A 15119-nucleotide genomic window follows, 5' to 3' on the forward strand; every position below is an offset into this window, starting at 1 on the left:
AGGGAACCGTCCCTAGCATGGCGATGGCGAGGGGAACCCGTGCATCGAACCGCTGCTGAGACCCGGTCCCACGTACTGCGAGTGGCCGGGGACCTGTTCTACCTGAGGGGGATCCGCGCCACGGGCGTGGACCTCGTCGCGGCCGAGGCCGGTGTCGCACCGACCACCCTCTACCGCCTGTTCGCGTCCAAGGACGACCTCGTCGGCGCCTACGTCGAGCGCGCCGACCTCGAGTTCCGCGCCCAGTTCACCGCCGCCGTCGAGGGCGCGGGCCCGGACCCGCGCGACCAGATCCTGGCGGTGTTCGACATCGTGCTCCGCGAGCTCTCCTCCGAGGCGTTCCGCGGCTGCAAGTTCCTCATCTCGATGGCCGAGTTCCCGGAGCCCGACCTGCCCGCGCACCACAACGCCCTCGTGGCGAAGTCGTGGACCAGGGCGCGGATGCGCGAGCTGACCGACGAGCTCGGGGTCGAGGACCCGGACGCGCTGGCCGACCAGCTGATGCTGGTCTTCGAGGGCCTGCACGCGTCGGGCCAGTCGTTCGGCCCGGACGGTCCCGCCAAGCGGGGACGGGGGCTGGCCGAAGCCCTCCTGGCGTCCGCCGCGCCGCGGCCGAACGGTTCCTGACTCCCGCCCCGCCCGCTCGTGAGAGGTCGTCGACGCGTCGCCGTCGGCGGCCTCCGCTGTTTTGTCCGCATTTTTGCGGACTCGGTGACCTCCAGTCGTGCGGCGAATTGTCAAGCACCTGTGCGGTAATGGCTTCGGGAATGCATCGATATCCCTCGTGATCGGCCCCGGATCCGGCCTGGCCCAGGGTGCCGCGGTGATCATCACGTAGAACCCGTCGAACGTCCGGCCGGCTTCGGGCGAAATTCCGAGGAACGATTGGGTCACGCGGCCTTCGCGGCATGTCCACCTCGCATGATCGACGGTATTCTACTGGCCGATCACCCAATGCGCGGTCCGGAACGGCGTGGCTTCGGCTCGCCGTCCGCGACTTCGGCGGGTAGCTCCAGAGGGAAACAGAGGTGGCATGGTGAAAAGCGTGGACCGGTTCCGCCGGGTTGTCGTCGTCGGAGCGGGTCTGGCCGGCACCGCGACCACCATCCGCTTTCTCAGGTTCGCCCGCGAGCCATTGGAGGTGGTGCTGGTGGAACGCCGTCCGGACTACCGGAACTCCGGCGTGGCCTACCAGCGCGAGAGCAACCACTGGCACCACGTGTTCAACATCCAGGCGGGCCGCATGTCGGCATTCCGCGAGGACGTCGACGACTTCATCCGCTGGGCCAACCACGAGGCCGACCGGTCGGACTGGCCGGGGGACTGGCGCGACTTCGAGTTCACCGAGTCCGGTCCCGCGCCGCGCCGGATCTACCAGGACTACTTGGAGAGCCGCCTCGCCGAGGCCGTCCGCGAGGCGGCGGCGGGCGTGAGGCTGGTCGAGGTCGACGGGGAAGCGGTCGACGTGGAGGTCTTCGAGGACCACGCGCACGTCGTGGTGGAGGGCTTCGTCGACCTGCCCGACGGCGCCGGGAGCGAGCCGGTGGTCCTCGAGGCCGACCACGTCGTGCTCGCCACCGGGCTGGAGACGAAGTACCCGGCGTTCGCGGCCGAGGTGCTGGAGCACCCGGCGTTCGTGCGCAGCCCGTATTCCAAGAGCGGTATCGAGCGGTTGCTCCACGTGCGCAAGGACGGCGTCGTCGCGATCGTCGGCACGTTGCTCAGCGCCTACGACTCCGCGACGCTGTTGTTACGCCAGGGGCACGAAGGTCGGATCCACATGATCTCCGGTTCCGGGCTGACGCCTCGCACCTATCCGTCGAACCATCGGCACCAGGTTCTCGAGTTACCGGCGCCGCAACTGCTCGGCGACCGCTGGGAAGGGCGGGAGGAATTCGTCCGCCGCTTCCGGGAAGAATGGGAGCGCGCGTGCGCGATCCTCACCCGTGAACATCCCGAAGTATCTCCGGTCGTGGTGACGGAACGGGTCGCCAAATCGTGGGAGCCTTATCTGCCCGCGATCCTGGAGCGCATTCCCACGGACGAGCTCCGCGCGTTGCTCGACAGCTACGGGAGCCTGTTGGCCGTGCTTCGGGTGAGCGCAATGGCTTATACCACGAATATCGTCGACGCGGCCATGGGTGAAGGCGGTCAGATCGTGCTCACCACCGGCCGCGTGCACGAGATCCGGGCCACCGGAGCGGGCACGCTCGTCCTGTCCGTCACGGGGCAGGGCGCGACGCGGACGATCGAGGCGGATCTCGTCGTCTCGAATTTCGGGCGCGAAACGAACTACGAGCGCGCGGACTCCGCGCTGTGGACGAACCTGCTGCGGAAGGAAATCGCCGTCGCGCACCGGCGCACCGGGCGCGGTGTCGAAGTCGACCCGTGCGGCCGACTCCTCGGTCCCGACGGCAGGCCGTCCGGTCCCGTTTCCGTCGTGGGCAGCCCGCGTGAGGGCGACGAGATCATCCGGAACGGTCGGACCGGCGCGTTCACGTTCAACCTCGCCGCGATCAAGAACCACTCGGTGGAAGTCGCGGCCACCACGCTGCACCGCATCGAATCGTGTTACGACGAGCAGGCGGAGGGGCTCGTCGGCGCGTTGACCGAAACGGCCGATCCCGAATTGCGCGAGGCCGTCTCGCATTCGGTCATGCTCGACGTCCGCCGAATGGCGACCCGTCGCCGTGACGACCGCCAAGCGCTGGCAGCCCTGCTGGAGGAGGCCATTCACCGGGTCCGGGACCTCGCCCCGCGCGACGGCGACGGCCCGCCGACGGACCGGGCCTTGCGGTTCGCGGTGAACTCGGCCGCCACCACGAAGCTGACGGACCTCTCCGTGACGCCGCGCGAACTCCGTTTCCTGCTCGGGCTCGAAGAGGCGGTGGAGCCGGTCGCCTGAACCGGGCTCCGCTCGGACCCGCGCCACCAATTCTGCGCGACTCCGCACCCGCCGACTACTCCGTGGTTGCCCGTGAACCCGGGGCCGACACGGCACGAATGGACCACTACCTCGCACGAGAGAAGATGCCGGGCCGGCCCGCCGACTGCGAGGCTCGGGTCATGGTTCGTCGTGTTCGACGCAAACCCGGGGCCGACGTCGTGCGCCACGACGTCGGCCCCGGAGGTCGGCAGCCAGGCCGACTCGCCCGCCAGGTCCGCAAACCGACCGGAATCGGTAGGAGGGTGCTGTGAGCCCGCGCGAGATCCCAGGGGTTCTGCTCGTCGGTTCGCCGTCGACGAGTGTTCGCGGCATCGCCAATCACACGGGAAGACCCCAGCCCGGTTCCGTGCTCGTGGTCGACGTGCTCGGCCCCGAGTTGTACGACACGATCGTCAGGTCCGCCGCCGTGGTGTGTTCCGGTGGCGGTCGGACCGGTCACATGGAATCCCTGTGCCGATCGCGGGGAATTCCGGTGCTCCGGATTCCGCACGCCGAACTCGCCGGGCTGGTCGGCGAAGTGACCGTGCGGACCGACCGCGAGTCGGTCACCCTCGGCGAGACCGACGTCACGGCACAATCCGTGGAATACCCCACCGTCACCCCGGAAGACCTGCGTTCGGTCTGCGTCGTCATCGCCGACGCGACCGACATCCAGTCCACGAATGCGATCCAACCCCGGGTCGACCAGGTGACCTCGTTCTTCATCCGCGAGGAGTTCGTCTGCTTGTCCTCGGGGCTGAGCCCGCTCGACGCGCTCCGCGCGGGCATTCCCGAGGCCGAGCGCTACGGCGCGGCGATCGGGGCGGAGCTGTGCGCCATCGTCAAGGAGCTCCTGCCGGGCCAACGCCTGGTGATGAGGCTGCTGGACCTCCGGTCCGACGACGCCGCGCAGATCACCAACGTGGTCGACGTCGACCACGAGTCCAACCCGGAACTCGGCCTGCACGGCGCGCGGTGGCTGCTGCACGAGCCGCACTACCCGCACGCGTTCCGGGCCTTGCGCGCGTACGTGCGGGAACGGCTCGGGCCGGAGGTGGACCGGTTGAGCTTCGCCGTGCCGTTCATCAACGACGAGGACGAGTTCCTGCGCCTGCGGGAGCGGCTCGACCTGTCCGACGACGTGCCGCTGTCGGTGTTCGTGGAGACCCCCGCCGCGGTGCACTCGGTGACCGGGTTCTGCGAGGCGGGCGCGAGCGAGATCTTCATGGGCACCAAGGACCTCACCCAGTTCTACCTCGCCGCGGACCGCGGCAACCACCGGGTCGCCTCCTCGTACCAGACGCGGCACCCGGCCGTCATGTCCGGGCTGCGCCAGTCCGTGGAGGCGGGCAGGCGGGCCGGGGTCCCGGTCCACGTGTTCGCGCTGGGGGCGGACGTGGGCTACTACTTCAAGCACCTGCCGACCGACCGGTTCATGATGTGCACGGCCGAACTGCGGCAACTCGCCGTGGACGCCCACGAATCACGGTGACGCGACGCCGGCCGGAGTGATCTCCGAGGTCGGCCTCCGGGTCGGAGGTCACTCCTTCGGCGTGTTCGACCCAGCAGGCCGTCCACAGTGGTCTGTGCGCAGCTCGCGGAAGTCGTGCGCCAGGAACGACGACGGCACGGTGTTCATCCGGGGAGGGGGCGACCAGTCGGTAACCACATGCCCGGGCGCGGCCGTCGGCGCCCCGCTCTATCATCCCGCAGGTGACCGCCTACGACGATCTTGACGCCTTCGGGCACCTGGACACCTCGACCCTCCCGCCACGCCAGCAGCGGATCCTCGCCGCGATCCGCGACTGGGTGGTCGAGCACGGGTACTCGCCGAGCACACGGGAGATCGGCGACGCGGTCGGCCTGCGCTCGTCGTCCTCGGTCTCCAAGCACCTGTCGGCCTTGGAGGAGAAGGGTTTCCTCAAGCGCGGCGCCGCCGTGTCCCGGCCGATGGACGTGCGCCTGTTCCTGCGCGAGCCGTCGACGCGGGAGGCCGCCGACTCGGTGCCCGTGCCGCTGGTCGGTCACATCGCGGCCGGCACGCCCATCGCGGCCGAGGAGCACGTGGACGACGTGCTGACCCTGCCGCGCGAGCTGACCGGTCGCGGCACCGTGTTCGGCCTGCGGGTGCGCGGCGACTCGATGGTCGACGCGGCGATCTGCGACGGCGACATCGTCGTGGTCAAGCAGCAGCACGAGGCGCACTCCGGCCAGATCGTGGCCGCGATGATCGACGACGAGGCGACCGTGAAGGTCTACCGGCGTCGCAACGGCCACGTGTTCCTGGAGCCGCGCAACCCGGCCCACGACGTCATCGACGGCGACCGGGCAGTGGTCCTCGGCGTCGTCGTCTCGGTGCTGCGCAGCGTCTGAAACCCCGCGCTACGGCGATCGGCGGACACTTCACGTCACCGCTTCTCATCCGAATGGCCTAATGCCCTCGGTCGTCGAGTGGATGCAGACTGGGCCCAATTGAGATGGCGCACCTGCCCTGGCGGTGCCCGTCGCGGGTGGAGGTCGTCGATGGTCGGGATCGAGGCGGACGGCCCGGAGGACCGGGGCCTGCGGCAGTACCTGCGGCTGATCGCCCGGAGGCTGGGCGTGGACCTGGAGTCGTGCTGGTACGAGTGCGCGCCGGACGCCACGGCGTACATCGCCCTCGACCAGCGGGTGCCGCGGCACCCGGACAAGGACCTGGCGCTGGTGTGGGACGAGCACACCGGGTGGTGCGCCGGGATCGAGGTCGGCCGGGGAGCGGACCTGCTCCCGTTGACCTACCTCGGCCCGCCGGTGCTGCCGCCGCCGGAGGCGGTCACGGTGTTCGTCTCGGACCTGGTCGCCGGCCGCCGCCCCGACCGCCCCGTGCCGCCCGCCATGCCGATCGAGGACCACCTGGCCGACCTGCTGGTCGAGTACGCCGACCGCGCGCCCGCCAAGACGCTCTGACCTCGGCGTTCAGTCGGCGGGACCGCGCAGCGTCAGCACGACCCGGAGCACGTGCTCGACCGCGGACGGGAACGCCGCGGCCCGCAGCTCGCCGCGCGTGGCCAGGTTCCGCGAGGCGAACTCCAGCATGCGGTCGTGGCCGACCCGGCGGACCACGAGCGCGGCGATCTCCTCCAGGTCGAGCCCGGGGTTGTCCAGTCGGGTCAGGGCGAACTCGACCACGAGCTCCTCGTCCGTCATGACCGGCTCCCTCCGACCCCTCGAGCGTAGTTGAGCAGGGGCCCGGCGGGCTTCTTCCTGCCGGCGGTGCCGGAGACCACTGAGGACTTCGGTCGACCTTCGGTCCGGTGGGCGGCAAGTTCGGCAAGTGGCGTTGCCGGCGCGGCGTCTCGATTAGCCTCTGCCGGCGTGGACAAGGTCGGCAACCGCTACACCCCGGTGGAACGTCTCGGCAGCGGCGCGATGGGCGTGGTCTGGCGGGCGCACGACGAGCTGCTGCACCGGGACGTCGCGATCAAGCAGCTCCTGCTGCCCGGCCTGGACGCGGCCGAGGTGGACGAGGCGTGCCGGCGGGCCATGCGCGAGGCCCGCATCGCCGCCCGGCTCCAGCACCCGAACGCGATCGGCGTGTTCGACGTGGTCGTCGAGGACGGCAAGCCGTGCCTGGTGATGGAGTACCTGCCCTCGCGCAGCCTGTCGGCGGTCCTCGCCGAACGCGGCGCGCTGCCGCCCACCGAGGCGGCGCGGATCGGCGGTCACGTCGCCTCCGCGCTGGCCGCCGCGCACCGGGCCGGCGTGGTGCACCGCGACATCAAGCCGGGCAACGTCCTGATCGGCGCCGACGGCACCGTCAAGATCACCGACTTCGGCATCTCCCGCGCGGTCGGCGACGTCACCGTCACCCGGACCGGGATGCTCGCGGGCACGTTGGCCTACCTCGCGCCGGAACTGGCCCGCGGCGCGGACCCGACGCCGGCGGCCGACGTGTTCTCCCTTGGGGCGACCCTCTACGCCGTGGTGGAGGGCCGGCCGCCGTTCGACGGCGGTGACAACGACCTCGGGATGCTGCACCGGATCGCCGGCGGGCGGGTCGTGCCGCCGAGGCGGTCGGGTCCGCTGACCGCGGTGCTGACGAGGTTGCTGGCCAACGACCCGGCCGCCCGGCCGACCGCCGAGCGGGCGAGCCGCGAGCTGGCCGCCCTGACCGGCGCCGCGTCGCCGACTCCGACCCCGCCGACTCCGACCCCGCCTGCTCCGACACCGCCCGGTGCCGTGCCGGCGGTGTCCGCGCCACCCACCAGGGCGATGCCGCCGGCGTACGCACCGACCGCGATCGGCGCACCTTCGATGACCGCTCAGCCGATGACCGCTCAGCCGATGACCGCGCTGCCCTTGACCGCGCCGCCCATGACCGCGCAACCCATGACCGGGCCGCCCGTGACGGCACGTCCGATGACCGCGCCGCCCGCGTCGGACCCCGGCCGCCGCAGGTGGGTCGTGCCGGCGCTCGCGGCCGCCGTGGTGGTCGCCGTCGCGGCCACCGTGCTGATCACGTCGCTGCTCGACAGCACGGGGCAGTCGGCCACGCCGGCCACGTCCGACCCGGCCACCACCCGGGCGGAGCCCTCCGACACCGACGCACCGGGCACCGACGCACCGGCCGACGTGCCCACCGCCGACGCGCCCGTCACCTCGGAGCCCTACACCACGTCGGAGGAGGCCGCCGAGCCGACCGAGACCACGCCGGACGCCGCGACGGTCGCCCGGTTCGTGCACGCCCACTTCGCCAACCTCCCGCACGACGCCGCCACGGCCCGGGAGAACTGGGCCCCGGAGAACCGGCCGTCGGAGTGGGAGGACGACCAGTTCTGGAGCGCCTACCGCGCGGTCGCCGTGAGCGGCGAGCCGGAGGTCACGGCCAACGGGTCCACCTCCACCGTCCTCGTCACCCTCGAGCTCACGCCCCGGGACGACGCCGACCCGGTCACCGAGGACTACCTCCTGACCGTCGTCGAGCGGGACGACCGTCTGCTGGTCATCGGCTTCGACGAGGCGTGAACCGGGACGGCGCGAGCCGAGGGGTCACGACGACCACCACGAGAACCCGGTGTCCGCCTCGTGCCCGGTCCGGGCGCGCACCGAGGCCAGCGCCTCGTCCTGGGTGCGGTGCAGCCGCAGCAGGTCCTCGGTGTCGGTCATGCGGATCGGCCGCGCCACCGTGCGCCTGCCCGCCACCACGGCGAACCCGGCGCCCACCACGTCGGCGCGCTGCCGTGCCTCCACCAGCACCGCGATGCCCATCGACCCGAAGAACCCCACGTCGCCCAGGTCGACCACCAACGCGGACGCCCGGCCGTTCAGGCAGGTGAACAACGCCTCGCGCACGTCGCGGAAGCTGTCGACGTCGAAGTCGCCGTGCACGGCGGCGACCACCACGCCGTCCTCACACACGTCCTCGACCGTCACCGGCTGATCGACATCCCCGTGCACTACCGCTCCTCCACCCCGATCCGGCTGCGACGCCGTCACCCACCATTACCCGCTCGACGCCCGACCGACACCGCCACTGGGACTCACGGCGTCCCGAGCTCCCGCCACCCCAGCACCCCGTACCAGACCACGACGGGCAGGTGGAGCGCGTAACCGACCTGCTCCAACGCCGCGGACGGGCCGGCCAGCCCGGTCGTCCAGGGCAGCAGCACGGACCCGAGACCGGACAGCGCGGCGACCAGCCCGGCACGGCGCAGACCAGCCGTCACGGGCAGGCACAGCGCGGCGGCCGCGGTGGCCGCCGCCCACAGCAGACCGGCCAGGTTGACGGTCCACTTGGCCACGAGCAGCACCGCCCTGGCCACCTCGACGGCCGCGGGCTCGGCGGCCAGCTGGGTCACCGCCAGGTTGCCCGCGTCGTGCAGCAGGCCCGCCAGCCCCGCGCACGCGAGCAGCCCGGCCGGCAGCGGCGCGACCCGGCGGGCGGCCATCGTGAGCGCGGCGGCGACGAGGGCCGTCCAGCCGATCACGTCGAGCCCCAGTTCGAGCAGGTGCAACGCGGTCCGGTCGCGGATCGCGGCCAGCGCGGCGGCGGGTTCGGCCGGGTTCAGGGTCAACCCCGATGGCACGACGACGGCCGCACCGGCGACCATGGCCGTGAGGGCGGTCAGCAGCAGGACACCGGTGAGCCGGTGAGTTGTGGTCATGGCCGGCGACCGTAGGAACCTGACGCAGGGGCAAGGTCAAGCATGTGGCGCATCGGGCAGTTGGCGCGGATGGTCGGCGTCTCCGACCGCACGCTGCGCCACTACGACAGGATCGGGCTGCTGCGCCCGGCCGCCGTGGACCGCGCCACCGGCTACCGCTGGTACGGCGTGGCGGAGCTGACCCGGCTGGAACGCGTCCGCGGCCTGCGCCGCCTCGGGCTGCCGCTGCGGCAGATCGCCGACCTGGTCGACGCGCCCGACACCGACCTGCGCCGAGCGCTGACCGAGCGGGTGGACGCACTGCGCCGCGACATCGCCGCCCTGTCTGCGGCCGTCGCCGCGGCCGAGGACCGCCTCGCCGTGCCGACCGCCGTCCTGCCGCAGCTGACCACGGTGGCCGCACGTCGCCTGCGGGTCGAGCGCATCGAGGTCGGCCACCCGTCCGAGCTGGGCGCCTGGTGCTCGACCACGGTGCTGACCTGGCTCGACCGCGAGCCGACGAACGGCTTCCCGGCGGCCGTGGCGACGGAACGCGGCGGCGAGCCCCTGGTGCTGCCCGAGCGGACCGTGGTGCGCGCGGTGGCCCCACCGGCGTCGGGCGTCGTCCGCGCCGGGCGGGAGCTGTTCGACTGGCTGCGCCGCCACGACCTGGCCGTGGGCGGCCCGACGGTGGAGGAGCACCTGGTCGACGCGGACGGCGAGACCGCCACGGTGCTGGAGATCCCGGTGCGCCCCGCGCCGGCCCGGTCGGCGTGAGTCGCCTCGTGCATCGGTGGTCCACAAGGGGTGCGGTCGGGAGGTGGGTGACCCTCCACAATGGACGTGATGCGCGGGATCAGCTCTTGCAGTCGTTGAAGAACGTGATCACGTCGGTCTTCTTCTCCGCCTTCGCGCACGTGAAGAGAATTCCCTCGATGCCTTCGAGCTTCAACGAGTAATCGACCTGTGCCGCGCGACCCGTCACGGTGCAATAGGCGCCGACCGGACCCTTCGCCTCAGCCGGGTTGAGACCGGCGGCGATCAACGCGGCCTTGACATCGGGGTTGTACGCACTGGCGAATCCGCCGCATTCGGCCGCGCCGAGCCTGGGCGCGGGTGCGTGCGTGTCGGCCACGGCCGCCCCGCCCCCGATCACCAGGCCGAACGCGCACAGCGTGACGAGTGCCCTGTGTCCCAAGCGTGTCATCAACCCACTCCTGCTCGTGAGGTGCCGATTCCCACGAGGCGAATACCCGGGGCCGGGACGCGAATGCCAAGGCCGACCACAATCCCACGATAGAGCCACAGCGCTGGGAGTACGGCACCCGAAAGGACTTCATCGAGCGCCTTCGCGGACGCTCGGTAGCGGCGTCCCCGATACGTGTCGGCTGTCGAGCTGTGCCGTCCGTCCACAGAGGACTGCGCCCGCCGGTCGGCGCGTGAGGTCGGGGTGCAGCGCCGCGCCCAGGGCGTCGGCGAACATCACGGGACCGGAGAAGAACACCGCGTCCGGCGCGGCCAGGCCACCAGCGGGTGCCCTCTGGAAGCCACCGCGCAAGCGCGTTAGCCCAGCAGCGGGTTCAGCCGCTGCCGAGGCAGACGAACGGCCGCCGCAACGGGTCGACCGCGATCGCGTCCGCCAGCGCCACGGCCGGTCGGGCGCCGGCGGCCAGGCTGCGGTGGTAGTCGTCCATCGCGGCGGCGCACGCCTGGTCGCCGACCCGGCTCAGCGGGGCGACCACCATCTGCGAGCCGCTGGCGAGCAGGGCGCTGGCGAAGCCCAGGGGCTCGTCACCAGGGCGGATCCGGTTGAGCGCGAGCTCGCACGCGGCCAGCACGACCTGCCGGGGCGGGTGGGCGAGTCCGGCCATCTCGTGCGCGTAGAGCGGGCCGTCGCTCAGCTCCAGCCGGGAGAACAGGGCGTTCTCCGGCTCGTGGACGCCGTGCGCGGCCAGGTGCGCGATCCCCGCGCCGTCCAACGCCTCCAGCACCGTGGCGACCGACGCCTGCCGGCCCGACATCAACGCGGCGGTGGCGTAGTGCGCGCCCAGCTTGTCGATCTCACCGACGGCGGCGGGCAGCTCGGGGCCGCGCACCAGCACCGTCCGCCCGACGGGCCCGCTCTCGGCGCGCTCCGCGGCCAGCCACGCGGTGGCCGACGGCGCCACGACGGTCGGCCGCCCGTGCAGCGTCGGCAGCACGCCCCACGGCACCGCGTACAGCGCGCCGGTCGGCACGACCACCAGCTCGCGCTCGCCGATCAGCTCCGCCAGCGGCTGGATCAGCTGCGCGTCGAGCCGGTCGGCCTGCTTGCGCGCCGACACCGACATCACCCGCAGCAACGGTTCCGGCAGGTGGTCGGGTGCCAGCGCGTTGAGGTCCGCGTTGAGCATCCGGGCGCTCTCGGCCGCCCGCTCGGCCGACCCGAGCCGGGCCAGCCGCACGTCGGAGCCGACCACGACCACCGCGACCAGGTCGTCCTCGGACGCCGCGAAGCTGACCAGCGCCCGGTCGCCGAGCCGCGCCACCACGTCGGCCACCCCGGCGACGGGACGCGGCTTGCCCCACCCGCCGGTGTGCCAGCCGAGCCGGTTGGCCTCGCGGAGGCGTTCGGCCCGGCGGGCGCGCAGCGCGGCGGTCGCGTGACCGTCGTGCTCGGCCTGGTGGATCGACTGGGTGAGGCTGCGCACCTCGGCGATCCGCTCGGCCAGCTCGGGGTTGTCGACGCGGGTCAGCGCCTCGTAGCGGTAGGTCTGGGCGCGGGTGCGCTCCAACCAGGAGAACAGCCGGCGCGCGTTGCCGCCGTCGAGCACGAGCTGGACGGCCAGCTCGGCCAGCTCCCGGCCGTGCAGCGCGGTCCCGGACAGCAGGTCGAGGCCGCCCATCCGGTCGCGCACGTGGTCGAGGTCCGTCAGGCCGGCCCGGATCTCGGCGAGCGCGGCGGCCCGCCGACCGCGGGCGAGGGCCAGCTCGGCCCGGCACAGCCGGCGCAGCATGCGGTAGTCGATCGGGGCGAGCTTCCCGGGCCGGGGCACCCGGTCGAGGATGCGCTCCGCCGCGCCCACGTCACCGCGGCGGATCTCCAGCCGCACGGCCAGCATCCGGGCGAGAGCGGCCTGCTCGGCCAGCCGCGGCACGGGCAAGGAGTCGGCGAACGCCACCGCCCGACCGGGCAGCGACCGGGACACGCGGCCGGACCGCAACGCCAGCCGGGTGTCCACGCGCAGCCCGATCAGCGTCGCGTTCGCGACGCAGGTCTCGCAGCCCCAGCGCCGCATCCGCTGCCGCGCGGACGAGGCCATGGCGCGCGCCAGGTCGAGGTCGTCGGTCATGTACGCGGCCACGGCCCGGTACAGCTCGACGTCGGCCAGGTCGCGCGTGACGCTCTGCTCGGCGCGCATCACCGGCAGCAGGGCGTCGAGCTGGTCGCCCGCCTCGTCGGCCAGGCCCGCGGACATCAGCGCCTGCGCCCGGTTCAGGCCGAGCAGCACCGGCACGTCCAGCTCCTGCTGCCGGTAGGACCGCTCGATGATCTCGTAGCGCCGCAGCGCCGCGGGCACGTCGCCGACCCGCAGGTCGAGCAGCCCGAGCGCGTGGTTCGCGTCGGCGGCGCGGTCCAGCAGCCCGTGGCGGGTGGCCAGCGCGACGGCCCGGGTGAGGTCGAGCCGCGCCTGGCGCACGGATCCGAGCCGGGTGTGCGCGGTGCCCCGGCTGCGCAGCGTCTTGACGACCAGGTCGACCAGCGACGACACCGGTCCGCCCGCGGCGAGGCGGCGTTCCTTGTGCTCGAGCGCGGAGTCGAAGGCGGTGATCGCGTCCTCGATCAACCCCGCGTTCAGCAGCAGCAGGCCGTGGTTGTGCTCCACCCGGCCGCGCAGTTCCGCCTTCACGACCGGATCGGCCACGTCCTCGATCAGCCGCCGTGCCTCGGCGAGCCCGGTCAGCCCCGCGGCCGGGCCCGAGGTCTCGGCCATCACGGTCGCGAAGGTCGAGGCCAACCGGATCCGCGTCGCGAGCCAGTCGGAGCGGACCACCGGGTCGACCGGGTCGATCGTGTCCGCCAGGCTCTGCCCGCGTCGCAGCAACCGCGCCGCCTCGTGGTGCCGTCCGGCGCAGTTCGCGTCCACGCCGCTGAGGTGCAGTTCGCGCGCTTCGCGGATGACGGCGGCTTCATCGGGAGAAGCGGTCACAGGCACACTTCTATGACATCACACAACACGGCGTGATAAAGCCCGCCGACCGGGATGCCCGATCGGCGGGCGTCATCACGCTTGACGGGTCACTACGCCGGCGGCGCGTCCGCGCACCCGCCACCCGAGCACTCGTCGGTCTCGTGAGTGTGGTGGTGGTGCGTGTGGTCGGGCTGCTGTTCTGGCTGGTCCGGCGTGGTTCCCGGCTCGACCGGAGTCGTGGTCCCGCCCTGCTGGGCGTCCTCCACGGTCTCGACGTTCTCGTCCACGAACTCGGTCTTGGTCTCGATGGGCGTCGACAAAACGATCTCCCTCCCCTGAGGATCTGTCTTGGTCGTGCCTGGCGACTCATGATTGCTCTGAGTCAAGTTCGGCGGACCCCTCGTACCGCACGAACAGGGTAATGGTGGCACAACGGCCTAACGACCGAGAGGGAATTTCGCACATTGGGTAGGCAACCCACCGTTATCGTGCGTAAACGGCCGCAACTGTCACCCATTCAGGTAGCGCACCGCGGCCGTAGTTCGATCACTGCGCCGACGTTTTGCAGCTCGCGCGTCAGGCCTCACCGACGGGCAGGTCGGCGCGGACCTCTTGGAGCAGGTGGCCGTCGCCGAGGTAGACCCGGAACACGAGCTCGACCGTGCCCTGCTCGACGGGCACCACGCGGAACCGCACCGTTCTGCCGTCGAAGTCGTCGGGCACCCGGAACACCCTGGTCAGCGGTTCGACGGTGGCGCCCTCGGCGTGCAGCAGCACGCGCACCTCCCCGGGAACGGGCGGTGCGTCGGGCCCGGAGGTCGTCATGGCGTCCCGGACCACCGGGTAGCCGAACTCCACCTCGGCCGGCGCTCCGGCGACCACCGGCGCGTCCGAGCGCAACCGCACCCGCGGGTCACCGGGCGGGTGCGGCGGCTGTGCAGGGGAGGGCAGACCGGGCCACCCGGGCTCGGCGTCGAGGTGCGCGCGCAGCACGTCCAGGCACCGGCTCCCGGTCGGGCCGGCGCTCCCGCGCCGCGGGGACAGCGCCCCGGCGACCGCCCCGTACTCCGCCCGGCCGGCGAGCGCGGTGAGCCGCAGGATTTCCTGGCACCTCCGGGACAGGCGGCCGAACGCCCGCCACAGCCGGCGGTCCCGGTCGTCGAGCAGCGCGGCGTCCTCGGGCAGGCCGTGCTCGCTCACCAGCTCCGCGGAGTCGTCGCTCGCCGCCGCTTCGCGGCGTGCCGGTGTCCAGGTCCGTTGGGCCTCACGGCGCGTCGTGACGACGAGCCACCCGGCCAGCGCACGCGGGTCGGCCGGCCGGCCGAGGTCGCGCAGCAGCGTGAGCCAGACCGTCTGCACGACGTCCTCCGCCGTGGCGCGGTCCAGCCCGTTGCCCCGGGCCACGTGCCACACCAACGGCGTCAGGTCCGCGATCAACGCGTCCAGCGCCCGGCGGTCGCCTTCGCGCGCGGCGGCCAAGCAGGCGGCGTGCCGCTCCTCGCCCGCCAGCGCCGGCCAGTGGGGTTCGGGGTCGAATCCGGTCCGCTGTGTTCCGGGCAGTGCCACCACTCCCTTTTCCGGGGTGAACAACGCACGTTCGACCGCTACACCACCACGAGCGCGCGACAAGTTGGCCGCAGTAGTGCGGTCGACAACTCGCGAGTTCGCCGGAAAGCCTTGTGCCGGATGCGAAAGCCCCGCCCTCCGCGGGCTTGAGTTCTAGGGATCGTCGCAACACCCCGAGTGTTCGGGGACGCGATGGACTTCCAGATCCGGGCCGACAGGACGGCGCAGGGGCGCAGGAAGCTCACCCGTGAACGTGAGGCCTACTTTGCGCTCATGGATCAAGGGCTGGGCAACGGCGAGGCATGTCGCCGTGTCGGAGTGCATCCGAGAACC

The 15119-nt window shown here is 72.3% G+C and carries 13 protein-coding genes and 2 pseudogenes; 8 read left to right on the forward strand and 7 right to left on the reverse strand.

Going from position 1 to position 15119, the window contains the following annotated elements:
* Positions 1–81 precede the first annotated feature (81 nt).
* The 6 genes and pseudogenes from ABTZ99_RS33455 to ABTZ99_RS33480 all read left to right on the forward strand — a co-directional run bounded on the left by ABTZ99_RS33455 (position 82) and on the right by ABTZ99_RS33480 (position 5872).
* Positions 82–627, forward strand: coding sequence for a TetR/AcrR family transcriptional regulator (locus ABTZ99_RS33455; RefSeq protein WP_498775478.1), 546 nt, complete (start codon positions 82–84; stop codon positions 625–627).
* A gap of 406 nt (positions 628–1033) precedes the next feature.
* Positions 1034–2905: an FAD/NAD(P)-binding protein gene (locus ABTZ99_RS33460; RefSeq protein ID WP_499617003.1), complete on the forward strand. Its 1872-nt coding sequence runs from the start codon at positions 1034–1036 to the stop codon at positions 2903–2905.
* A 388-nt stretch (positions 2906–3293) separates the two neighbouring features.
* A pseudogene (locus ABTZ99_RS33465) lies at positions 3294–3413 on the forward strand (PEP-utilizing enzyme); the annotation flags it as partial.
* Between the two features lie 6 nt (positions 3414–3419).
* The gene (locus ABTZ99_RS33470; RefSeq protein WP_498775691.1) at positions 3420–4418 is read left to right on the forward strand and encodes a putative PEP-binding protein; all 999 of its coding nucleotides are present in this window, start codon (positions 3420–3422) and stop codon (positions 4416–4418) included.
* A gap of 221 nt (positions 4419–4639) precedes the next feature.
* Positions 4640–5299: a transcriptional repressor LexA gene (gene lexA, locus ABTZ99_RS33475; RefSeq protein WP_498775475.1), complete on the forward strand. Its 660-nt coding sequence runs from the start codon at positions 4640–4642 to the stop codon at positions 5297–5299.
* Positions 5300–5449: 150 nt separating this feature from the next.
* Positions 5450–5872, forward strand: coding sequence for a DUF6292 family protein (locus tag ABTZ99_RS33480; protein ID WP_498775474.1), 423 nt, complete (start codon positions 5450–5452; stop codon positions 5870–5872).
* Between the two features lie 9 nt (positions 5873–5881).
* On the opposite strand, the gene ABTZ99_RS33485 is transcribed toward ABTZ99_RS33480, so the two are convergent.
* Entirely contained in the window at positions 5882–6112 is a 231-nt protein-coding gene (locus ABTZ99_RS33485) for a hypothetical protein (RefSeq protein ID WP_499617008.1), read from the reverse strand.
* Between the two features lie 168 nt (positions 6113–6280).
* Here ABTZ99_RS33485 and ABTZ99_RS33490 point away from each other — a divergent pair, with 168 nt between their 5' ends.
* The gene (locus tag ABTZ99_RS33490; RefSeq protein WP_499617011.1) at positions 6281–7930 is read left to right on the forward strand and encodes a serine/threonine-protein kinase; all 1650 of its coding nucleotides are present in this window, start codon (positions 6281–6283) and stop codon (positions 7928–7930) included.
* Positions 7931–7954: 24 nt separating this feature from the next.
* On the opposite strand, the gene ABTZ99_RS33495 is transcribed toward ABTZ99_RS33490, so the two are convergent.
* Positions 7955–8362, reverse strand: a complete 408-nt coding sequence (locus ABTZ99_RS33495) for an STAS domain-containing protein (RefSeq protein WP_499617014.1) — start codon at positions 8360–8362, stop codon at positions 7955–7957.
* Positions 8363–8445: 83 nt separating this feature from the next.
* Entirely contained in the window at positions 8446–9069 is a 624-nt protein-coding gene (locus ABTZ99_RS33500) for a hypothetical protein (protein WP_498775468.1), read from the reverse strand.
* 42 nt (positions 9070–9111) lie between these two features.
* Here ABTZ99_RS33500 and ABTZ99_RS33505 point away from each other — a divergent pair, with 42 nt between their 5' ends.
* On the forward strand, positions 9112–9825 hold the full coding sequence (locus tag ABTZ99_RS33505) for a MerR family transcriptional regulator (RefSeq protein WP_499617018.1): 714 nt from the start codon (positions 9112–9114) through the stop codon (positions 9823–9825).
* Positions 9826–9904: 79 nt separating this feature from the next.
* Here the strand turns inward: ABTZ99_RS33505 and ABTZ99_RS33510 are convergent, their stop codons facing one another.
* The 4 genes and pseudogenes from ABTZ99_RS33510 to ABTZ99_RS33525 form a co-directional block, all read right to left on the reverse strand.
* Entirely contained in the window at positions 9905–10255 is a 351-nt protein-coding gene (locus ABTZ99_RS33510) for a hypothetical protein (protein WP_499617021.1), read from the reverse strand.
* Positions 10256–10628: 373 nt separating this feature from the next.
* Positions 10629–13238, reverse strand: coding sequence for a CHAT domain-containing protein (locus ABTZ99_RS33515; RefSeq protein WP_499617024.1), 2610 nt, complete (start codon positions 13236–13238; stop codon positions 10629–10631).
* Positions 13239–13330: 92 nt separating this feature from the next.
* Positions 13331–13540 (reverse strand): hypothetical protein, encoded by a 210-nt coding sequence (locus ABTZ99_RS33520; protein WP_499617027.1) that lies wholly within the window; start codon positions 13538–13540, stop codon positions 13331–13333.
* Between the two features lie 640 nt (positions 13541–14180).
* A pseudogene (locus ABTZ99_RS33525) lies at positions 14181–14780 on the reverse strand (RNA polymerase sigma factor); the annotation flags it as partial.
* Positions 14781–15119 lie beyond the last annotated feature (339 nt).

The organism is Actinosynnema sp. NPDC002837 (genome assembly GCF_040295345.1).
Classification (GTDB): Bacteria; Actinomycetota; Actinomycetes; order Mycobacteriales; family Pseudonocardiaceae; genus Actinosynnema.